We start from the raw sequence: 20428 nt of genomic DNA, 5'->3' as shown, positions 1-20428 counted from the left end.
TCATCGACTTCTATGGCCTGGCGCTGTTTGCTGCCGGCGGTATGAATAATGGTGGCGTCAATGACGGCGGCGGATGCTTTCTCTACTTTTAGGCCTTTTTCGGTCAGTTGGCGGTTAATCAGTTCCAGCAATTCGGACAGGGTGTTATCTTGCGCCAGCCAGTTGCGGTAGCGGCATAAGGTGCTGTAATCGGGGATACTCAACTCGTCAAAACGGCAAAACAGGTTAAAATCGATGCGGGTGATAAGGCTGTGTTCGAGTTCGGGATCGGAGAGGCTGTGCCATTGGCCGAGCAGGACGGCTTTGAACATGGACAACAGGGGATAGGCGGGACGGCCGCGGTGGTCTCGAAGGTAACGGGTTCTTTGACGATTCAGGTATTGTTCGATCGGTTGCCAATCAATCACTTGATCCAACTTCAATAGTGGGAAGTGGTCGATGTGTTTGGCGATCATGGCTTGTGCGGTTTGCCGGAAGAAGGTGCTCATGGAAAATCCCCTAAATGTCTTAGTAGGAATTTAGGGGATTTTGGGGAATTTTGCAAAGGTCTCAGTCTGAAAAATAAACGCCTCCTGATTTATTGATTACGCATGAAAACTTAGCGAAAAACCTTTGTAAAAATCCCCTAAATCTCCCCAAGACATTTAGGGGATTTTGCAAAGGTTTCAGGCCGTCTGAAAGTATATTTTTCAGACGGCCTTTTGTATTATTCAATGATTAAAATGGAATATCGTCGTCGATATCATCAACCGGAGCGGTCGGTTGTGCCGGGGCAGGACGACGGGCTGGGGCGGCTGGGGGCTCTTGAGCTGGGGCAGATTGGTATTGCTGTTGTGGCGCTTGTTGGTAACTGCCTTGGCTTGAATGACCGCCTTGATTGTAACCGTCATCGTATGGTGCGCCGCCGCTGTTGTCGTTGCGGCCACCAAGCATTTTCATTTCGTTGGCGATGATGTCGTAAGCGGTGCGCTCGATGCCGTCTTTGCCTTGGTATTTACGGCTTTGGATACGGCCTTCCAGATACACTTGGCTGCCTTTACGCAGGTATTGACCGGCGATTTCGGCGAGTTTGCGGTACATGGTGATGTTGTGCCATTCGGTACGTTCTACGCGTTGGCCGTTGCGGTCGTTCCAAGTTTCGCTGGTGGCAACGCTGAAGTTACAGACGGCCTCGCCGTTGGGCATATAGCGGACTTCTGGGTCGCGGCCGAGGCGGCCGATGAGGATAACTTTATTCAATGACATTTTACACTCCTGTGATAATTTTTTCGGCGGCCTCTTGGTCGAATCCTTTTTGCAAGGCCTTGATATAAATGGTTTGCTTGTCTGCGCTAAAGCTGATGCTTTCAACGCCTTCAATTTCGGTCAATTTTTGGTAGAGCAAATCCGGATTTTGTTGCCATTCGGCGTTAAGCGGATAGCTGAGGTTTTTGACAGGTTTCGGTGCCGGCGAAATGACTGCCAATACCAGCCACAACAACATCAATACGCTACAAAAGGCAAATACGCCTACAAAACCGTATTTTTGGAACAATAAACCACCGGTTGCACCGCCGACAAACAAGCCGACCGACTGCATGGTGTTATACACGCCCATCGCCGTACCTTTCAAATCAGACGGTGCGATTTTCGATACCATAGACGGCAGGCTGGCTTCCAATACATTGAAACCAATAAAATAAACAATCAGATAAGCGGTAATCAACCATACCGAGTGCATTCCAAACAGCAGACCGATTTGCGCCGCGGCAATGCAGATGATACCAAGGATAAACACTTGTTTGAGTTTGTTGCGCGTTTCACCAACGATAATCAGCGGCACCATAATAATCAGGCCGGTAATGGTTGACGGCAGATAAACTTGCCAGTGATGGATTTTTTCCAAACCCAACTGCGTCATGGCAAACGGCAATGCAGTAAATAAAGCCATTTGCGCCGCATGCAAGGCAAAAATACCAAAGTCAAGATTGAGCAGTTGGCAGTTTTTCAATACCTCGCCCATACGCGAAGGCTGCGCCTGCGTGTCTTCGTGCATTTTTGACACTTCCGGATCAGGCGTCATCCAGGCAACCACGCCGATACTGATTACAGTCAGAATACCGGTCAGCGCAAACAGGCCGGATACGCCGATAAAGCTGGCAATCATCGGCGCAAGCACTAGGCTGACGGAGAAGGTCAAGCCGATACTCAGGCCGATCATCGCCATCGCACGCGTCCGCACTTCGTTACGGGTCAAATCCGCCAGCAAAGCCGTTACCGCCGCACTGACGGCACCCGCACCTTGAATGGCACGAGCGGCAACCAACATCTGCAGGCTGTCGGCAACTGCGGCCAAAAAACTACCTGCCGCAAATACAATCAAGCCGGCATAAATCACTTTTTTACGGCCGAACTTATCAGAAGCCATGCCCAAAGGCAACTGCAGCAAAGCCTGTGTCAGCCCGTAAATACCCATCGCCATACCGACCAGCGCTTTATTGTTTTCTGCGCCGGGCAACGAAGCGGCATACATCGCCAAAACAGGCAACACCAAAAACATCCCCAACATACGCAGTGCGTAAACGCCGGAAAGTGTGGTACTGGCACGCCACTCGTGCGGAAACATTTGAATGCGGTTATCTCTTGCCATAAATAATGTTTCAGACGGCCTTAAGTTTGCGAAAGGCCGTCTGAAAGTGTGAATTAACAGATTTTCTGATTATACAGGATTCAAAGGAATTGCATGGGGTCAAATCGCAAGCCGTTTATCGCAAACCTGCTTCATCGGTATAAAAAGGTTTCAACAGAAACCAAAGTCACGCAAGATCTGCCCTATCCCATTTATCCCGAATCAACCCCACTGCCATCTATTTCGCCACGCGCCTAACACGGCGTTTGGATATTTGTTACTGCCCAAGCTGCCGTTAAACCTTGCCAACGCGCGGACAATATTGCCTTTTTCAATATTGTTGTAATGGCGCAGAATGGTGCAGCCATAGCGCAGATTGGTGCGGATATCGAAAAGGTTGTGCGACGGATTGCCGATATAGTTTTTCCAAAACGGCATTACCTGCATCAAGCCGCGCGCGCCCACGCCGCTGATGGCATATTGGCGAAACGCGCTTTCCACTTCAATCAAGCCCAGAATCACTTGAGTGTTGAGTCCGGCACGACTGCTTTCATATTGAATATTAATCAACAGGCGGCGGCGCTCGCCCTCATCTGGGATAAAGCGTGCCAATCGGGAAGACATCGCTGCCAACCAACGCTCCCCTTCCCTCGAATCGGCAAACACCAGCCGCGCAGGGCTGGCGCTATTGATCGAACTGCGCATCACGGAAGCCACATCATCCGCCAGCGTTTCTTCACGCTGCGCCCCCGCCCATGCGGTCGCAGGCGTCAAAAGCATGGCTCCTCCGACTTGCAATAAACGGCGGCGCGATAAAAATAAGGAATCTTGGTTTTCCGATTTCATGTATTTTCTCTTTTTAGGCCGTCTGAAAAGTTCAGACGGCCTTTGATATATTGGCTTAAAATCGGCATTATAAAATACATCTATGAGCAGAATCAAAGAGCTGTATACCTTTTATTGTCAAGTGATACCGCCTCAAGTAACATTTAGGTTTTTCTAATCAACCGGTATTTTTTATGACCACCACTCCCGCCAACGTTTTAGCCTCCGTCGACTTGGGTTCCAACAGTTTCCGCCTGCAAATTTGTGAAAACAACAACGGCCAGCTGAAAGTCATCGACTCGTTCAAACAAATGGTTCGCTTTGCCGCCGGCTTGGACGAACAAAAAAACCTGAGCGAAGCCTCTCAAGAACAAGCCTTGGAATGTTTGGCAAAATTCGGCGAACGCCTGCGCGGATTCCAGCCTGAAAACGTGCGCGTGGTGGCCACTAACACTTTCCGCGTCGCCAAAAACATTGCCCAATTCCTGCCCCGTGCCGAAGCGGCGCTGGGTTTTCCCATTGAAGTCATTGCCGGCCGCGAAGAAGCGCGTCTGATTTACACCGGCGTAGTGCATACCCTGCCACCCAAAGGCGACAAAATGCTGGTTATCGACATTGGCGGCGGTTCGACCGAATTTGTCATCGGCTCGGATTTGCAACCGCTGACCACAGAAAGCCTGCCTTTGGGCTGCGTAACATACAGCATGCGCTTCTTCCAAAACAAAGTAACCGCAAAAGATTTCCAAGCCGCCGTTTCTGCCGCGCGTATCGAAATCCAGCGCATCAGCAAAATGATGAAGCGTACCGGCTGGGATTTCGCCATCGGCACGTCCGGTTCGGCAAAATCCATACGCGACGTTTTGGCAGCCGAATTGCCGCAAGAAGCCGACATTACCGCCCAAGGCATGCGTTATCTTGCCGATAGGATTATCGAAGCCGGTTCGGTTAAGAAAGCCAAATTTGAAAACCTTAAACCCGAACGCATCGAAGTTTTTGCAGGCGGATTGGCCGTGATGATGGCCGCTTTTGAAGAACTCTCGCTGACCAAAATGACCGTTACCGAAGCCGCACTCCGCGACGGCGTGTTCTACGACTTAATCGGCCGCAGCCTCAATGTCGATATGCGTGAACAGACAACGGCCGAGTTCCAAAAACGCTACCACGTCAGCCTCAACCAAGCCAAACGCGTTGCCGATACCGCGCAAGCCTTCATGAACAGCCTGTGCCACGCCAAAAACGTAACCGTTCAAGAGCTTGCCCTGTGGAACCAATACCTCAGCCGCGCAGGCCGTCTGCATGAAATCGGTTTGGATATTGCCCATACCGGCTATCACAAACACTCCGCCTACATTCTCGAAAACGCCGATATGCCGGGCTTCTCACGCAAAGAGCAAACCATTTTGGCGCAACTGGTTATCGGCCATCGCGGCGACCTTAAGAAAATGGCGGACATTATTGGTAGCAACGAAATCATGTGGTGTGCCGTATTGTCCCTGCGCCTGGCCGCCCTCTTCTGCCGCTCGCGCCTGCCGCTGGATTTGCCGCCGCAAACCCAGCTTCGCATCGACGAAAACAACCACAGCTTCATCTTGCGCATCAACGCCCAATGGCTGGAGCAACACCCCCTCATTGCCGATGCGCTGGACTACGAAAGCGCGCAATGGCAAAAAATCGATATGCCTTTCTCGGTTCAAGCACAATAAACCGCGCTCCGTTATAATAGGCAGCTGTTCAAAATTCAAACCGCAGGCCGTCTGAAAACGACAGCCTGCCATACATCAAGGAAAACCATGAGAAAACCTCAACGCGGCTACGCCCGCCAAGACCGTGTCAAAGAACAAATCATGCGCGAACTGGCCGAACTCGTCCGCACTGGCCTGAAAGATCCGCGCGCAGGCTTCATCACCATCAACGAAGTCGAAGTTACCGGCGATTACAGCCACGCAACCGTGTTCTACACCGTCCTCGACGACAGCACACGCGACATCACCGAAGAAGCTTTAGAACACGCCAAAGGCCATTTGCGCAGCGAATTGGCTAAACGCATCAAACTCTTCAAAACACCTGAGCTGCACTTCAAATACGACGAATCACTCGAACGTGGCATGAGCATTTCCAGCCTGATCGACCAAGTGGCGGCGGAAAAACCGGTTGAAGACTGATTGATTAAAACACGCAGGCCGTCTGAATGCTTTCAGACGGCCTGAACATTAACACTCCCCTACTTAATATGACCAATAAACCCACCAAACGCCCGGTCAACGGCGTCCTTCTCCTCGACAAACCCGAAGGCCTTTCCAGCAACACCGCCCTGCAAAAAGCGCGGCGCTTGTTCCGTGCCGAAAAAGCCGGGCATACCGGCGTACTCGATCCTTTGGCCACGGGGCTTTTGCCTGTTTGCTTCGGCGAAGCGACCAAGTTTGCCCAATATCTGATTGATGCCGACAAAGCCTATACGGCCACGCTGAAACTGGGCGAAGCCAGCAGCACGGGCGATGCCGAAGGCGAAATCATCGCCACCGCACGCGCCGATATTTCATTGTCCGAATTTCAGACGGCCTGCCAAGCCTTAACGGGCGATATCCGCCAAGTGCCGCCCATGTTTTCCGCCCTCAAGCACGAAGGCAAACCGCTATACGAATACGCACGCAAAGGCATCGTTATCGAACGCAAAGCGCGCGACATCACCATTTACTCCATTGATATTACTGAGTTTGATGCACCCAAAGCCGTGATAGACGTACGTTGCAGCAAGGGTACTTACATCCGCACCCTCAGCGAAGACATCGCCAAACACATCGGCACATTCGCCCACCTGACCGCCCTGCGCCGTACTGAAACCGCCGGCTTTACCATTGCCCAAAGCCACACGCTCGAAGCCTTGGCCGAATTGGACGAAGCCGAACGCGATGCCCTGCTGCTGCCTTGCGATATTTTGGTGCAACATTTCCCCAAACTTGAGTTAAACGACTACGCCGTTACCATGCTCAAACACGGCCAACGCCCCCAGTTCACCGAAGACATTTCCGCCGAGCAGCCCATCCGCGTGTACAGCCGAGACGGCGCATTTATCGGACTGGTGGAATATCAAAAAGAAATAGGCCGTCTGAAAGCCTTGCGCCTGATGAATACCGCCGATAAATAACTTCCTGCAAAGAGAGCCGATCATGAAAGTCTATACCGCCGCCCAAATGCGCGAACGCGAACAAGCAGCCGTCGATAAAGGCACAAGCTTCGACCAACTGATGGAAAACGCCGGCAGTTCTGCCGCCCGAGACCTCATGCAGCGTCATCCCCAGGCCGGGCGCTCCCTGATCGTTTGCGGCAAAGGCAACAACGGCGGCGACGGCTTAGTCATGGCAAGATATATGCAGGCGCAAGGTTGGCACATCGATATTCTGTTTTCACTCGGAGAAAACCTCTCCCCTTTGGCTCAAACCAATCGCGAACGCCTCAACGGTTTGCCCCATATTGAATTGATATCCGTACAAGAACTGGAAGGCCGTCTGAAAAAAGGTTACGACATCATTATCGAAGGCATATTCGGCACAGGCTTCAGCGGCGCGCTTCCAACCGAAATCGCCGCCCTCTGCCGCCAACTCAATCATTCAGACGGCCTGAAAGTTGCCGTTGATATTCCCACCGGCCTCAACTGCGACACCGCCGAAGCCGATCCCGATACATTCCGCGCAAACCTGACCTACACCTTTGCCGCCTATAAACCGGCACACTTAAGCGAATCCGGCAAAACCTATTGTCAAGAAACCGTCTGTTTGCCTATTGGCATTGATTAAATACCTATAAAAAATAACAGGGTGCAATTTTGCACCCTTTGCACCCTGTTATTTTTGCTTACTTCCAAATCTGAACCAATTTAATCCCCAGCGCCGTCAAACTAAACGAACCGAAAACATGCAGACAGATTGCCATCAAAGCCATGCCCCAGCGTTGCGCCTGCATCAATCCCACCATCTCCACTGAAAAACCTGAAAATGTGGTCAAGCTGCCGAGAAAGCCGGTAATCCAAAGCAAACGCCATTGCGGATCGGTTAAAAGTTCCGCCAATACACCGATCAGCAGCGCGCCCAGCCAGTTTGCCGCCAATGTACCGATAGAAAAAGGCGCAGAAGACACCAGCACCAAGCCAAACAGCCAACGCAATACAGCTCCGACAGCGGCACCGCAAACAATGGGAAAAATATAAGCAAACATAACAAGTTAAAAATTCAATTCAAAAACAGGCCATCCGGTCATTTAGGCCGTCTGAAAACCAAGCAAGGATGCCTTCATATCTTATTGCCAAATCTTAGGCGCGGATTTCAAATACCTGTCGTCATCGAAAGTACAAATCCATTGCGGCTTGAGCGCGATAAAAATAGCTGTTGAAATACCGCTCAAAAATGCCTCCGCCCAAGCGATTAAGAAGAAAACAGGAAAAGCGGTTTTCCATAATACCGCCGTATTGAATACATCCGCCCAGTCCAACAAACCGACCAAAATTACGCCGGTAAACACCATTCCGACCGCCACAGCCCAAAAACCATTCAGAAAAATAAAGATAAAGATATTGGCAGGCAAACGCGACACCCAATGGCGGAAACCCAAGTTCACCAACAAAGGCGGAAGCAATACGGACAAGGCGTTGATGGGGAACATATGCCAATCGCCCCAAAGCCACAAATACGGAAAAAACAGCAAAACGCCAAGGCAGAACGCGGCAGAGGTGCCCAGCATTAAAGCCGTCAGGTTTAAAGCAAGCAAATGATAGCTCATGCCGGCCAGTTGTCCGCTTTCGGGAGAGGCATTTAAACTCCAAGCCAGCGGCAACATCACGGCAGCCACCAAGAATGCGGAACGATGCTGCGATACCGACACCCATGCCTGCTTTGCACACAAAGCAAAAATCACCAGCAACACAGGCCATGCCGCCATCACGACACCAACGGGAAACCATCCGTTTTGAAAAATCATCATCTCATCCGCAAAATGTTCAGACGGCCTATTATACGCGTCTCAAGCCATAGCTTTGACAATCCTGTCTGCCTTTGCCGTTAAAGCTTGTTTCGGCTGGTTTTGTTTACCCGAAAAAAGCGTTAGAATAACGGACTTTGCCGTTTAATTAAGGGGATGGACGCATGCTTTGGACAATATTGGCTTTAATTCTGCTGGCTGTCATAGCCGGCTTGTTCTGGTGGCGCCAGAAACAAGAGCAAAAGTGGCGCCAAGAATTGGCCCGACTCAGTAGCGATGAAGAAGAAATAAACGAAGAAGACAGATCGGTCGGTTTTTCCGGCCAACTGAACAGCCTGAAACGTTTGTTCAGCATAAACAAGCGCACTGCCGACAACCATAAAATCGCCCGCATCCGCCTGCTTTCCGCGCTCGAACACAATAAAATGCAACGCGCCGAAACAGAAGAACACGCAGCAGATCCAGTTGCCGAAGAGCCGGAACACATCGCAGCTACCGAAGAAGAAATCAAAGCTGCGCCTAAAACCCGTAAATCTGCCAAACCGGAACGTATTCCTAAAATCACGCCGTTTGCACAAATGGAAACGCCCGAATACAGCCCGTCTTTGGTGCAAAACAGCAATTTTGAAGAAATCACATTAGAAGAAGCCACCCGTTCCCTGCATGAAGCAGCGGTTGAGGAATGGAACGAGCATTTGGCCGAAAAAAATACGCCGATTTACAAAGACGAAGTTGAAACCCCATTGTTACGCGCTTCATCCCTGCCGATGACAGGCATGGAAATCATCGACTACAACGACCCTATCTTGCGCCGCACACGCGAACGTGCCTTGGCGCGTGCCAATAATGTCCGCGTGGCAGAAGCCAATGCGCCGCATATCGAAACCGTTCAGACGGCCTTAAGAACTGCCGAAAAAGAAGCCATCCTCCCCTATACTTCCATGCAGGCATTCCCTTCTGAAATCCAAGCGGAAGATATTCACGACAACCTTGCCCGCCGTACCGCCGCACGCCACAAACTGGCCGCGGCCGTCGCCCCATTGCGCGACTACTCTCCGCGCACCATCGAAAATGACGAAATTCTAGCCAACTTGGGACAAATCAGCCGTCCTGCCAGCCTGCGCCGCCAAGTTCGCCATACCGAAGCGGCCGCCGAAAGATGGGCGCGTAAACAAGCTGCTACGGAAGCTGTTGCACCGCAACCTGCCGCACCGGCAACGCCGTCCCGTCCAAAACCGGCTGCGCCTGTTAAAAAATCCCCTTATATCTCCCGACCTGCCGCACCGAACGCAACCGTAGTCGAGCCGCCTGCCGTACCGGTTGTCCCTATGGCTAAAACCGACATTCCGGAGCCGCCTGTTTTCCAAACCTCGATTGCACCGATTGATATCCCCGAGCCGCCTACTTTTGAACATAAAATCCAAGTGCCGATTTTTGATGCACAAGTCAATGCGCATGTCAGCAATCAGCCTGAACGCAGTATCCGCGATTATTTAATCAGCGAATCTGCCGTCGAAGAAACAGAATTCGATGGTGAGCTGGAAGCGCCTGTACAAGCGGAAGCAGAAGCTATTCAAGCGGTTGAAACCATTGAACCCGTTGAATCTGTTGAAACAATCGCAAGGCCGTCTGAATATACACAGACAGTCGTTGAAACACCTGTTCAAAGCGTAGAACCAAGCGTTCAAGAAGATACACCAAGCATAGCTATTCCAACTTCGGCAACACTGACCGATGCGCTTCTACCGACTACCGCCCTGCTTCTGCCGCCGCAGTTTGACCCAAGCGCCTCGCAAACTGAAGAACAGCTGCTGGAAAACAGCATTACCATCGAAGAAAAACTGGCCGAGTTCAAAGTTAAAGTCAAAGTGATGGACTCCTATTCCGGCCCGGTCATTACGCGCTACGAAATCGAGCCTGATGTCGGCGTACGCGGCAGTGCCGTTTTGAACCTTGAAAAAGACTTGGCGCGCTCGCTTGGCGTGGCTTCCATCCGCGTGGTGGAAACCATCCCCGGCAAAACCTGCATGGGCTTGGAATTGCCTAATCCGAAACGCCAAATGATCCGCCTGAGCGAAATCTTCAATTCGCCTGCGTTTACCGAATCCAAATCCAAACTGACCCTGGCCCTCGGCCAAGACATCACCGGCCAGCCTGTTGTGACAGACTTGGCCAAAGCGCCGCATCTGCTGGTTGCCGGTACGACCGGTTCGGGTAAATCCGTAGGTGTGAACGCCATGATTCTGTCCATGCTCTTCAAAGCAACGCCTGAAGACGTACGCATGATTATGATTGACCCGAAAATGCTGGAACTGAGCATTTACGAAGGCATTCCACACCTGCTCGCCCCTGTCGTAACCGATATGAAGCTGGCAGCAAATGCCCTGAACTGGTGCGTCAACGAAATGGAAAAACGCTACCGCCTGATGAGCTTTATGGGCGTGCGCAACCTTGCCGGTTTCAACCAAAAAATTACTGAAGCCGCCGCGCGTGGCGAAAAAATCGGCAGCCCGTTCAGCCTCACGCCTGAAAATCCTGAGCCATTGGAAAAACTGCCGTTTATCGTGGTCGTGGTAGATGAATTTGCCGACCTGATGATGACTGCAGGCAAGAAAATTGAAGAACTGATTGCCCGTCTTGCCCAAAAAGCGCGTGCAGCCGGCATCCATTTGCTTCTTGCCACCCAACGCCCAAGCGTGGATGTCATTACCGGCCTGATTAAAGCCAATATTCCGACACGCATTGCTTTCCAAGTATCCAGCAAAATCGACAGCCGAACGATTCTTGACCAAATGGGTGCGGAAAATCTGCTCGGCCAAGGCGATATGCTGTTCCTGCCGCCCGGCACCGGCTATCCGCAACGCGTACACGGCGCATTCGCATCAGACAACGAAGTACACCGCGTAGTGGAATACTTGAAACAATTCAGCGCGCCTGACTATATCGACGATATTTTAAGCAGCGGTTCGACCGAGGACTTTACCGGTACCAGCCGCAGCAACGACAGCGACCTCGACCCCATGTATGACGAAGCCGTTTCCGTTGTCTTGAAATCGCGTAAGGCCAGCATTTCCAATATCCAACGCCAACTGCGCATCGGCTACAACCGCGCTGCCCGCCTGATTGACCAAATGGAAGCCGACGGTATTGTTTCCCCGGCGGAAAACAATGGCAACCGTACCATCTTGGCGCAAAGCAGCGACCATCTGGATTAATTTATCCTTGTTTAAAATTAAGGCCGTCTGAAAACTTTTCAGACGGCCTTTTTAAATCAGATAATGGGTTCAGAGATTCCAATTAAATAAATAATCTGTAAATAATATTACCTACAAAACCAAATGCTTTTGCATTAACGGTATTTGCTGCGCTATTAAATAAACCCAGCCTCAATAAACAAAACTCGACCTGCAAGATATATCCCTATCCATTCGTTGCCATTTTCAGACGGCCTTTTGTCAAGACCGGAAAAAACAGGTAAATCCGTTTTTCGATTAGAAACAATATTATTATGATTCATGCCTTCGGCAACACCCCACCCTTTACGAGGAAAAACAAATGAAAAAATATTTTGCAGAATTTTTCGGCACTTTCTGGCTGGTATTCGGCGGTTGCGGCAGCGCAGTTTTGGCAGCAGCCTACCCTGAGCTTGGCATTGGCTTTGCCGGCGTTTCTTTGGCATTCGGTTTGACCGTACTGACCATGGCTTACGCTGTCGGCCACATTTCCGGCGGCCACTTCAACCCTGCCGTTTCCGTCGGCCTTTTCATCGGTGGTCGTTTCAACGGTAAAGACCTGTTGCCTTACATCGTATCCCAAGTTATCGGTGCGATTGCCGCTGCGAGCGTTCTGTATCTGATTGCTTCCGGTAAAACCGGTTTTGATGCTGTTGCTTCCGGCTTTGCCAGCAACGGTTTCGGCGAGCACTCTCCTAACGGTTACGACATGATGGCCGCTTTGCTGATCGAATTCGTACTGACCGCATTCTTCCTGATCATCATCATGGGTTCTACTGACAAACTGGCTCCGGCCGGCTTTGCTCCTATCGCCATCGGCCTGGGTTTGACCCTGATTCACTTGATCAGCATTCCTGTAACCAATACTTCCGTTAACCCTGCACGTTCTACCGGCGTTGCCTTGTTCCAAGGCGGCTGGGCTGTTGAACAACTGTGGTTGTTCTGGTTGGCTCCTATTGCCGGCGCAGCAGTTGGCGCGGCTATTTACCGCTTCGTTTTGGCTAACGACGACAAATAATCTTGATGGAATGACATTCCCGGTGCGGCTGATACTCTAAACCGACCGCACTCAAGTTGCCGAGACACAAACGCACCGCCTGACTCAGACGGTGCGTTTGTTTTTGCCATGTTACAATACTTCCTTTTCTCACATTCTCAAACCATCATGCAAACCTTACCTTTTCAAACCGATATCGCCGCCAGAATGCTGGTCAATACCGAAAACGAAACCATCCATCCCGATGCCGTATTCGTACAAACGCAAAACGGCTATTGGATTGCTTGGCACGACCAACAAGCCGCCCTGCTTGCCCCCGACACACCACCCGATATTCCCTGCTTTTGGGTAGAAGGTGCAGAAAGTTTAGAAGAGCTGGTAAGCATGGTAGAAAACGGCGAATTTGACGAAGTTGAAGAATTTGACGGCGACGACGATGCTTGGCAAGAGACACTCGGATGCGACCATCATCACGAAGGACACTGCGGATGCAGCCATTGAGATGCACAAAACGCCTGCTTCCGACACTTGCCCTTTGTCTGACGCTTAACGGCTGTGTTGTAGGCGCGGCTGTCGATTTGGCCGCCACAACCGTCCTGACTGCCGGGAAATTGGTTGTCAAAGGAACGGGGGCAGTGATTGATGCCGCCATTCCTGACAGCAAAAAAGACAAGGATAAAGAAAAAGAAAAGAGCAAAGAAAAGCCAAAATCGGAAGAAATCGTCTATAAGAAAGAATCCTCTGACGAAGTAGCGCAATAATCCTTCAGACGGCCTCAGCAAGGTGATCAATCCTACTGAGGCCGTCTGAACATTCATCCTTACATATAGCCCTGTTCGCGCAAAGAGCAGGTTTCTTTTGCCGTCACGATAAAATGGTCCAACAGCGTAATATCGACCAAACTTAAAGCCTGTTTCAAACGCTCTGTAAACTGCACATCAGATTCAGACGGCCTTGCCGAACCGCCCGGATGATTGTGTGCCAAAATCAAACTGTCGGCGTATTCATCCAATGCCAATTTGACGATTTCACGGATATAAACTGTGTTTTCCGCCACCGTACCGCGCGACAATTCCCGTACCACAATCAATTGATTTTGACGGTTGAGCAGCAAAGCAACGCTGACCTCAATTTTTTCATGTCCAAGATGCAGGCGCAGATAATCCGCAACCGATTTCGGGTTTGACAAAACTATCTGCTCCTGCAAATCTTCACCCAAAATCCGCCGCCCGATTTCTTTGACCACTGCAAATTGAGTATAGCTCGCCAAGCCCATGCCCTTATAGGCAGCGAGTGTTTTGGCATCCGCACTCATCAGCTTCCCCAAGCTGCCAAACTCACTCAACAAATAACGCGCTAAATCAACCGCGCTCATACCGCGCGTTCCGACACGCAACAAAATCGCCAGCAACTCCGCATCACTCAACGCCGCCGCACCGTGCGCCAAGAGCTTCTCGCGCGGCCGCTCCCCTTCGGGCCATTCTTTGATACTCATGTTTTCCCTTTTATTTATATAGCGGATTTAGTTTTAATTCCGAGTAAAACCGCCTCGCCCGATATAAAACGTAATCCATTATGGTTTTAGTAAATAAATGTAATTTGCGTATTTTATTCTATTTTGAATAATTATTTAAGACATATAGATAATAATTACCCCCTTTTGTGCAGAAAAACAACGTTACCCATTTTTACTATCTTGTTTCCCTGCCTGCCTTTCCTTTCATATTTGTTTCAAATCAGCCGATACAAGCAATTTCATATTGCCCCTATGAGGCTTAGGCTAATATAATATTGAGTTTGCCGAGAGCAAAAGCTTAGGCTTAAACTGCTTTCTATCCACGCTGCCCGTGCGCTTTACAAGAGTTTCAGACGGCCTCCGTCCGACTCCCGCCAGCAATCAAACAGCTTTTTATCACCCATTCGAAAATCCGTTTTGCCGGTACTCGTCTTTCTTTTTGGAGTATTGCCATTATGACCGCAACCACTGCGTCTTCAGCCAAACCTTATTTGCAAATCCAAGGCTTGGTGAAAAAGTTTGGTGACAATTACGCTGTCGATAACATCGACTTGGACATCTATCAACACGAAATCTTCGCCCTTTTGGGCAGCTCAGGCAGTGGCAAATCTACGCTGCTGCGCATGTTGGCAGGCATGGAAAGCCCAAATCAGGGCAAAATCATTCTCGACGGCCAAGACATTACCAAACTCGCTCCGTACGAACGCCCAATCAACATGATGTTCCAAAGCTATGCCCTGTTCCCGCACATGAGCGTTGAGCAAAACATCGCTTTCGGTCTGAAACAAGACAAAATGCCTAAAGGCGAAATCGACGCCCGCGTCGAAGAAATGTTGCGCCTGGTGCAAATGACCAAATACGCCAAACGCAAGCCGCACCAACTTTCCGGCGGTCAACAACAACGTATCGCTTTGGCGCGCAGCCTGGCAAAACGTCCGAAAATCCTGCTGCTTGACGAACCTTTAGGCGCACTCGATAAAAAACTGCGCCAACAAACCCAACTGGAATTGGTCAACACGCTGGAACAAGTCGGCGTAACCTGCATCATGGTTACCCACGACCAAGAAGAAGCGATGACGATGGCTACCCGTATCGCCATTATGTCCGACGGCCAATTGCGCCAAGTCGGCACACCTAGCGACGTGTACGATTACCCTAACAGTCGCTTTACTGCTGAATTTATCGGCGAAACCAATATTTTTGACGGCGTCGTTGTTGACGACCGCGCCGATTTCTCTATCGTCAAATGTGACGGCTTGGAAAACCACGTCCGCATCGACCACGGCCTGGGCGTTCCGAACGAGCATGAAATCTGGATCAGCATCCGCCCTGAAGACATTGATTTGCATAAAGAAAAACCAGAACACTTGGGCGCGCACAACTGGGCCCAAGGCACGGTTAAAGAAATTGCCTATCTGGGCAGCTTCGCGATTTACCACATCAAACTTGCCAACGGCCGTGTCGTCAAAAGCCAAGTTCCCGCACCTTATTGGTATGTGCGCAACATTACACCGCCGACTTGGGACGAAACTGTCTATATCAGCTGGCCTGAAAACCAACCTACGCCTCTGTACAGTTAATTTGAGGGAAATGCAATGGACCTTAAAAAACTGAAAAAGAAACTGTTTCGCCGTCCTGGACAGCGTGCAGTGATTGCCGTGCCGTATATTTGGCTTTTGATTCTATTTCTGATTCCGTTCGCCATCGTATTGAAAATCAGCTTTGCCGAACAAGAAATCGCCATTCCGCCATTTACGCCTTTGACGACGATTGATGAAGACTTAGGCCGTCTGAACATTGCCATCAGCTATCAGAACTACGCTGACATCTTCCAAAACTTTTGGAATACGCTCAATCCGTTTGGCGACAGTGAAAACAGCAATATCTATCTGATGACCTACTGGTCTTCAATTAAGACTGCGCTGACAACGACCATCATCTGCCTGTTGATTGGTTATCCGACCGCTTATGCCATTTCACGCGCCAATCCGGCTACGCGCAACGGCCTGCTGTTGGCAATCATGCTGCCTTTCTGGACTTCTTTCCTGTTGCGTGTTTACGCATGGATGGGCTTATTGGGTCACAACGGCATCATCAATAATTTCTTAATCAAATATGGAATCATCAGCGAGCCTTTAGACCTGTTCTACAATGCTTTTTCGCTGAATTTGGTGATGGTTTACGCCTATTTGCCGTTTATGATTTTGCCGCTGTACACACAACTGGTAAAACTGGACAACCGTCTGCTCGAAGCCGCGTCCGACTTGGGCGCAGGTCCGATCAAATCGTTCTTTACCATTACCCTGCCTTTATCCAAAACAGGCATCATCGCAGGCTCTATGCTGGTCTTTGTTCCGGCCGTCGGTGAATTTGTGATTCCTGAATTGGTGGGCGGTTCTGAAAACCTGATGATCGGTAAAGTATTGTGGCAGGCATTCTTCGACCAAAACAACTGGCCGCTGGCTTCTGCCGTCGCCGTCGTTATGGTTGCCCTGCTGGTTGTACCGATTGCCCTGTTCCAGCACTATGAAAACCGCGAATTGGAAGAAGGAGGCAAATAATGCAGAAAACCAAATTATCCTGGTTCTTGAAACTGATGCTCCTGCTCTCGCTGGCATTCCTCTATATTCCGCTGGTGGTTTTGGTCATCTATTCTTTCAATGAATCCAAACTGGTTACCGTTTGGGGCGGTTTTTCAACCAAATGGTACGGCGCATTGATGGAAAACGACACCATCTTGGAAGCAGCCTGGCTGTCATTGCGTATCGCCATCGTTTCCTCGCTTGCCGCCGTGGCACTCGGCACATTGGCTGGTTACGCTATGGCGCGTATTAAACGCTTCCGCGGCAGCACCCTGTTTGCCGGTATGATTTCCGCGCCTATGGTGATGCCTGACGTGATTACCGGTTTATCCATGCTGCTGTTGATTATTCAGGTGCAAATGTTCCTGCAAGGCAGTGAATTGCTGCAATCGCTCTACTTCGATCGCGGCTTCTTCACCATCTTCCTCGGCCACACCACGCTTTGCATGGCATACATTACCGTCGTTATCCGCTCGCGCTTGGTGGAATTGGATCAATCCTTGGAAGAGGCTGCTATGGACTTGGGTGCCCGTCCACTGAAGATTTTCTTCGTGATTACCCTGCCGCTGATTGCCCCTGCGATCGCTTCCGGCTTCCTCTTGGGCATTACCCTGTCTTTGGACGACTTGGTGATTACCTCCTTCCTGTCAGGCCCGGGTTCATCGACATTGCCGCAAGTGATTTTCTCCAAAATCAAACTCGGCCTTGACCCTCAGATGAACGTTCTGGCAACCATCCTGATCGGTATCATCGGTACGCTGGTTATTGTCGTTAACTACTGGATGATGCGTCAGGCAACCAAACGGGAACGCGAGGCTGCCGAAGCCTACCGCCAAGAAAAATTGGCAGCCGAGAAAGCCGCCTAATATGCAGACAGGCTGTCCGATAAAGCATCGGAACAGCCTGTTTTATTAACTGCATCTTATCCTTTCAGACGGCCTGAATCTAAGCCCACATTTAAGGCCGTCTGAAAACCAATTTCAATGAAGTGAAAACCAACCTAAAGCTCAAATCATGATTAATCCCAGCTTCAAAGAATACCTTCCTTCCTACTATGTCAGCACTGCCAATCCCCATCCGTCTTATCCTACGCTTGAAGGCCGTCTGAAAACTGAAACCTGCGTTATCGGCGGCGGCCTGTCCGGCTTATGCACCGCCCTACCGCTTGCCGAAAACGGCCATGAAGTCATCGTACTTGAAGCCGCCCGTATCGGTTTCGGCGCATCAGGCCGCAGCGGCGGACAAGTCATCAGCGACTTTGCCTGCGGCATGGAAGAAATCGAAAAACAAGTCGGTTTGGAACAGGCACAATGGTTCTGGCAGCAATCTCTGCAAGCCGTTGAACTGGTTGACTCTCGCATTCAAAAACACAATATCCAATGCGATTGGCAACGTGGTTACGCTACCGTCGCCGTCCGTCCTCAGCATTGGGAAGAATTGCAACAATGGCACGAACACGCTCAAAAACATTATGGCGCAAGCCATTACCAGCTTTGGGATAAAGCCACGCTGAAGCAGCAACTTGCCAGCGATATGTATCAAGGCGCGCAATTTGATCCTTTATCCGGCCACTTACACCCACTCAATTACACCCTAGGCATTGCCAAAGCGGCAGCCGATGCAGAAGCACAACTTTTTGAGCAATCCCCGATGACGCGTATCGAGCCATGCGATAACGGCTGGCTGGTTCATACGCCCAATGGCAGTGTTGAGTGCAAAAACCTCGTTTATGCCGTCAATACTTATGCAGGCTTGCACCCAAAATTCAAAGTATTGGAACAAAAAGCCATTGCAGTCAGCACCTTTATCATCGCCACCGAGCCACTGGGCGAACGCGCCAAAGACCTGATCCGCAATAATATGGCCATCTGCGACAACCGCCACGTCCTCGACTACTACCGCCTCAGCGCCGACGGCCGCCTGCTCTTCGGCGGCAAAGACAACGAGTTTATCGACGATCCAGACCGCATGACCGAACTCGTCCGCCAAGATATGCTAAAAGTTTTCCCGCAACTTGCCGATGTCAGAATCGAGCATTCTTGGGGCGGCGAATGCGACATTACGCGCAACCTCGCCCCACATTTCGGCCACCTCGCCCCTACCGTTTTCTACGCCCAAGGCTATTCCGGACACGGCATGGCGATTACCGGCATTGCCGGTTTGGCGATTGCCGAAGCCATCATGGGCGATGACGGCCGTCTGAAACCTTTTGAGCAACTGCGCCACAGCAACATCATTACCCAGCCTTTCCTGCGCAAACTCGGCTCTTTCCTCGGCTCAAAATACTATCAATGGAAAGACAGCCACTAAACCCAAGCAACAAACATATTTCAGACGGCGGCAGATTCAAGTAAAATTCAGGCCGTCTGAAAGCTTAGATACGACAAAATTCAATCATTCATCAGCAAGGAAACCATCATGAGCAACCATCATAAACTCATCATCCTCGGCTCCGGCCCTGCCGGCTATACTGCCGCCGTCTATGCCGCCCGTGCCAACCTAAACCCTGTAATCATTACCGGCGTTGAGCAAGGTGGACAACTGATGACCACCACCGAAGTGGACAACTGGCCTGCCGATGCAGAAGGCGTACAAGGTCCGGAACTAATGGCCCGTTTCCAAGCTCATGCCGAACGCTTCGGCACTGAAATGATTTTCGACCAAATCCACACCGTTGATTTGCAAAACCGTCCGTTTACCCTCAAAGGCGATATGGGCGAATACACCTGCGATGCGCTCATCGTTGCCACCGGCGCATCCGCCAAATATTTAGGTTTGCCAAGCGAAGAAACCTTTGCCGGCAAAGGCGTTTCCGCCTGTGCAACTTGCGATGGTTTCTTCTACAAAAAACAAGATGTTGCCGTAGTCGGCGGTGGCAATACCGCTGTGGGAGAAGCACTCTACCTTGCCAATATCGCCAACACCGTTACCCTGATTCACCGCCGCGACAGCTTCCGCGCTGAAAAAATCATGGTGGACAAGCTGATGCAACGCGTCGAAGAAGGCAAAATCATCCTCAAGCTCAACAGCTCGGTTGATGAAATCTTGGGTGACGAAAGCGGCGTTACCGGTGCACGCCTGAAACACAATGACGGCAGCACTGAAGAAATCGCTGTAAAAGGTGTTTTCATCGCCATCGGCCACAAACCCAACACCGACATCTTCAAAGGTCAACTCGATATGGATGAAACCGGCTATCTGAAAACCAAAGGCGGTACCGGTGACAATGTCGGCGCAACCAATATCGAAGGCATATGGGCGGCAGGCGACGTCAAAGACCATACCTACCGTCAAGCCATCACCAGTGCCGCTTCCGGCTGCCAAGCCGCGCTTGATGCCGAACGTTGGCTCGACCGCCACGGCGTATGAGCCTATAAGCTACGCCCTATTCTTTAAAACATAATAAAAGGCCGTCTGAAATTTCAGACGGCCTGAGACCTTTGCAAAATTCCTTTCCCCCAACAGCCGAAACCTAAACACAGGTTTTCGGCTGTTTTTGTTTCGAATATCCACTGATTCTACTCAAATACCCCCTTAATCCTCCCCGGGTACCTGATTATCAGGCATCCGGCCGCCTTTTAGGCGGCAACAGGCGCACTTAGCCTGTTGGCGGCTTTCAAAAGGTTCAAACACATCGCCTTCAGATGGCTTTGTGCACTCACTTTAATCAGTCCGAAGTAGGCTGCCCGGGCGTAG

20 protein-coding genes and 1 pseudogene are annotated in these 20428 nt (G+C 50.6%); 13 read left to right on the top strand and 8 right to left on the bottom strand.

The window, feature by feature from the left end; translation table 11 throughout:
- The 4 genes from ACTHTJ_RS10190 to ACTHTJ_RS10175 all read right to left on the bottom strand — a co-directional run.
- The coding region (locus ACTHTJ_RS10190; RefSeq protein WP_440360934.1) for a transposase at positions 1-488 on the bottom strand (488 nt) is incomplete at its 3' end.
- A gap of 229 nt (positions 489-717) precedes the next feature.
- Positions 718-1245 (bottom strand): single-stranded DNA-binding protein, encoded by a 528-nt coding sequence (locus ACTHTJ_RS10185; protein WP_003679606.1) that lies wholly within the window; start codon positions 1243-1245, stop codon positions 718-720.
- 1 nt (position 1246) lies between these two features.
- The gene (locus ACTHTJ_RS10180) at positions 1247-2629 is read right to left on the bottom strand and encodes an MFS transporter (RefSeq protein ID WP_070583296.1); all 1383 of its coding nucleotides are present in this window, start codon (positions 2627-2629) and stop codon (positions 1247-1249) included.
- Between the two features lie 201 nt (positions 2630-2830).
- A complete protein-coding gene (locus tag ACTHTJ_RS10175; RefSeq protein ID WP_070583298.1) occupies positions 2831-3454 on the bottom strand; it encodes a lytic transglycosylase domain-containing protein in 624 nt (207 codons plus the stop codon).
- A 173-nt stretch (positions 3455-3627) separates the two neighbouring features.
- Here ACTHTJ_RS10175 and ppx point away from each other — a divergent pair, with 173 nt between their 5' ends.
- The 4 genes from ppx (at position 3628) to ACTHTJ_RS10155 (ending at position 7227) form a co-directional block, all read left to right on the top strand.
- Positions 3628-5136 carry an exopolyphosphatase gene (gene ppx / locus ACTHTJ_RS10170; protein ID WP_070504734.1) on the top strand — a complete coding sequence of 503 codons (1509 nt, stop codon included), beginning with the start codon at positions 3628-3630 and terminating at the stop codon, positions 5134-5136.
- Between the two features lie 87 nt (positions 5137-5223).
- Positions 5224-5595 carry a 30S ribosome-binding factor RbfA gene (rbfA, locus tag ACTHTJ_RS10165; protein WP_070504737.1) on the top strand — a complete coding sequence of 124 codons (372 nt, stop codon included), beginning with the start codon at positions 5224-5226 and terminating at the stop codon, positions 5593-5595.
- A gap of 68 nt (positions 5596-5663) precedes the next feature.
- A complete protein-coding gene (gene truB, locus ACTHTJ_RS10160; protein WP_070583302.1) occupies positions 5664-6578 on the top strand; it encodes a tRNA pseudouridine(55) synthase TruB in 915 nt (304 codons plus the stop codon).
- A 22-nt stretch (positions 6579-6600) separates the two neighbouring features.
- Positions 6601-7227 carry an NAD(P)H-hydrate epimerase gene (locus ACTHTJ_RS10155; protein WP_070583304.1) on the top strand — a complete coding sequence of 209 codons (627 nt, stop codon included), beginning with the start codon at positions 6601-6603 and terminating at the stop codon, positions 7225-7227.
- Positions 7228-7285: 58 nt separating this feature from the next.
- Here ACTHTJ_RS10155 and ACTHTJ_RS10150 read toward each other — a convergent pair whose 3' ends face one another.
- The gene (locus tag ACTHTJ_RS10150) at positions 7286-7645 is read right to left on the bottom strand and encodes a CrcB family protein (RefSeq protein ID WP_070583306.1); all 360 of its coding nucleotides are present in this window, start codon (positions 7643-7645) and stop codon (positions 7286-7288) included.
- An 81-nt stretch (positions 7646-7726) separates the two neighbouring features.
- Complete coding sequence (locus ACTHTJ_RS10145; RefSeq protein WP_070583308.1) at positions 7727-8404, bottom strand: energy-coupling factor ABC transporter permease; 678 nt, start codon at positions 8402-8404, stop codon at positions 7727-7729.
- Between the two features lie 164 nt (positions 8405-8568).
- On the opposite strand from ACTHTJ_RS10145, the gene ACTHTJ_RS10140 reads away from it, so the two are divergent.
- The 4 genes from ACTHTJ_RS10140 to ACTHTJ_RS10125 all read left to right on the top strand — a co-directional run bounded on the left by ACTHTJ_RS10140 (position 8569) and on the right by ACTHTJ_RS10125 (position 13395).
- On the top strand, positions 8569-11619 hold the full coding sequence (locus ACTHTJ_RS10140; RefSeq protein ID WP_070583310.1) for a DNA translocase FtsK: 3051 nt from the start codon (positions 8569-8571) through the stop codon (positions 11617-11619).
- Positions 11620-11959: 340 nt separating this feature from the next.
- Positions 11960-12655: an aquaporin Z gene (gene aqpZ / locus ACTHTJ_RS10135; RefSeq protein ID WP_070583312.1), complete on the top strand. Its 696-nt coding sequence runs from the start codon at positions 11960-11962 to the stop codon at positions 12653-12655.
- 147 nt (positions 12656-12802) lie between these two features.
- Positions 12803-13135 carry a general secretion pathway protein GspG gene (locus tag ACTHTJ_RS10130; RefSeq protein WP_070583327.1) on the top strand — a complete coding sequence of 111 codons (333 nt, stop codon included), beginning with the start codon at positions 12803-12805 and terminating at the stop codon, positions 13133-13135.
- Positions 13123-13395 (top strand): NF038104 family lipoprotein, encoded by a 273-nt coding sequence (locus ACTHTJ_RS10125; RefSeq protein ID WP_070583315.1) that lies wholly within the window; start codon positions 13123-13125, stop codon positions 13393-13395. Before ACTHTJ_RS10130 ends, ACTHTJ_RS10125 begins: the two co-directional genes overlap by 13 nt.
- Before the next feature lie 59 nt (positions 13396-13454).
- Here the strand turns inward: ACTHTJ_RS10125 and radC are convergent, their stop codons facing one another.
- On the bottom strand, positions 13455-14129 hold the full coding sequence (gene radC / locus ACTHTJ_RS10120) for a RadC family protein (protein WP_070583317.1): 675 nt from the start codon (positions 14127-14129) through the stop codon (positions 13455-13457).
- 476 nt (positions 14130-14605) lie between these two features.
- On the opposite strand from radC, the gene ACTHTJ_RS10115 reads away from it, so the two are divergent.
- The 5 genes from ACTHTJ_RS10115 to trxB all read left to right on the top strand — a co-directional run bounded on the left by ACTHTJ_RS10115 (position 14606) and on the right by trxB (position 20101).
- A complete protein-coding gene (locus tag ACTHTJ_RS10115; RefSeq protein ID WP_004520791.1) occupies positions 14606-15730 on the top strand; it encodes an ABC transporter ATP-binding protein in 1125 nt (374 codons plus the stop codon).
- Positions 15731-15745: 15 nt separating this feature from the next.
- Positions 15746-16711 carry an ABC transporter permease subunit gene (locus ACTHTJ_RS10110; RefSeq protein WP_070583319.1) on the top strand — a complete coding sequence of 322 codons (966 nt, stop codon included), beginning with the start codon at positions 15746-15748 and terminating at the stop codon, positions 16709-16711.
- Entirely contained in the window at positions 16711-17598 is an 888-nt protein-coding gene (locus ACTHTJ_RS10105) for an ABC transporter permease subunit (protein WP_003679574.1), read from the top strand. The genes ACTHTJ_RS10110 and ACTHTJ_RS10105 overlap by 1 nt, the downstream gene beginning before the upstream one ends.
- Before the next feature lie 148 nt (positions 17599-17746).
- Entirely contained in the window at positions 17747-19042 is a 1296-nt protein-coding gene (locus tag ACTHTJ_RS10100; RefSeq protein ID WP_070583321.1) for an NAD(P)/FAD-dependent oxidoreductase, read from the top strand.
- Positions 19043-19150: 108 nt separating this feature from the next.
- Positions 19151-20101: a thioredoxin-disulfide reductase gene (gene trxB / locus ACTHTJ_RS10095; RefSeq protein ID WP_070712187.1), complete on the top strand. Its 951-nt coding sequence runs from the start codon at positions 19151-19153 to the stop codon at positions 20099-20101.
- Between the two features lie 209 nt (positions 20102-20310).
- Here trxB and ACTHTJ_RS10090 read toward each other — a convergent pair.
- Positions 20311-20428 (bottom strand): annotated as a pseudogene (locus ACTHTJ_RS10090) (IS5 family transposase); the annotation flags it as partial.

Origin of the sequence: Neisseria sp. P0018.S001, from assembly GCF_051957355.1 — a bacterium.
In the GTDB taxonomy this organism is placed as follows: domain Bacteria; phylum Pseudomonadota; class Gammaproteobacteria; order Burkholderiales; family Neisseriaceae; genus Neisseria; species Neisseria subflava_A.
The sequence above is the reverse complement of the archived record's forward strand: the minus strand, read 5'-3'. Positions and strand labels throughout refer to the sequence as shown.

Coding starts and splice junctions, on each gene's coding strand:
- truB (WP_070583302.1), top strand. CDS start 5,664: ATGACCAATAAACCCACCAAACGCCCGGTCAACGGCGTCCTTCTCCTC.
- ACTHTJ_RS10105 (WP_003679574.1), top strand. CDS start 16,711: ATGCAGAAAACCAAATTATCCTGGTTCTTGAAACTGATGCTCCTGCTC.
- rbfA (WP_070504737.1), top strand. CDS start 5,224: ATGAGAAAACCTCAACGCGGCTACGCCCGCCAAGACCGTGTCAAAGAA.
- ACTHTJ_RS10150 (WP_070583306.1), bottom strand. CDS start 7,645: ATGTTTGCTTATATTTTTCCCATTGTTTGCGGTGCCGCTGTCGGAGCT.
- aqpZ (WP_070583312.1), top strand. CDS start 11,960: ATGAAAAAATATTTTGCAGAATTTTTCGGCACTTTCTGGCTGGTATTC.
- ACTHTJ_RS10100 (WP_070583321.1), top strand. CDS start 17,747: ATGATTAATCCCAGCTTCAAAGAATACCTTCCTTCCTACTATGTCAGC.
- ACTHTJ_RS10180 (WP_070583296.1), bottom strand. CDS start 2,629: ATGGCAAGAGATAACCGCATTCAAATGTTTCCGCACGAGTGGCGTGCC.
- ACTHTJ_RS10110 (WP_070583319.1), top strand. CDS start 15,746: ATGGACCTTAAAAAACTGAAAAAGAAACTGTTTCGCCGTCCTGGACAG.
- ACTHTJ_RS10130 (WP_070583327.1), top strand. CDS start 12,803: ATGCAAACCTTACCTTTTCAAACCGATATCGCCGCCAGAATGCTGGTC.
- ACTHTJ_RS10125 (WP_070583315.1), top strand. CDS start 13,123: ATGCAGCCATTGAGATGCACAAAACGCCTGCTTCCGACACTTGCCCTT.
- radC (WP_070583317.1), bottom strand. CDS start 14,129: ATGAGTATCAAAGAATGGCCCGAAGGGGAGCGGCCGCGCGAGAAGCTC.
- trxB (WP_070712187.1), top strand. CDS start 19,151: ATGAGCAACCATCATAAACTCATCATCCTCGGCTCCGGCCCTGCCGGC.
- ACTHTJ_RS10115 (WP_004520791.1), top strand. CDS start 14,606: ATGACCGCAACCACTGCGTCTTCAGCCAAACCTTATTTGCAAATCCAA.
- ppx (WP_070504734.1), top strand. CDS start 3,628: ATGACCACCACTCCCGCCAACGTTTTAGCCTCCGTCGACTTGGGTTCC.
- ACTHTJ_RS10140 (WP_070583310.1), top strand. CDS start 8,569: ATGCTTTGGACAATATTGGCTTTAATTCTGCTGGCTGTCATAGCCGGC.
- ACTHTJ_RS10145 (WP_070583308.1), bottom strand. CDS start 8,404: ATGATTTTTCAAAACGGATGGTTTCCCGTTGGTGTCGTGATGGCGGCA.
- ACTHTJ_RS10175 (WP_070583298.1), bottom strand. CDS start 3,454: ATGAAATCGGAAAACCAAGATTCCTTATTTTTATCGCGCCGCCGTTTA.
- ACTHTJ_RS10185 (WP_003679606.1), bottom strand. CDS start 1,245: ATGTCATTGAATAAAGTTATCCTCATCGGCCGCCTCGGCCGCGACCCA.
- ACTHTJ_RS10155 (WP_070583304.1), top strand. CDS start 6,601: ATGAAAGTCTATACCGCCGCCCAAATGCGCGAACGCGAACAAGCAGCC.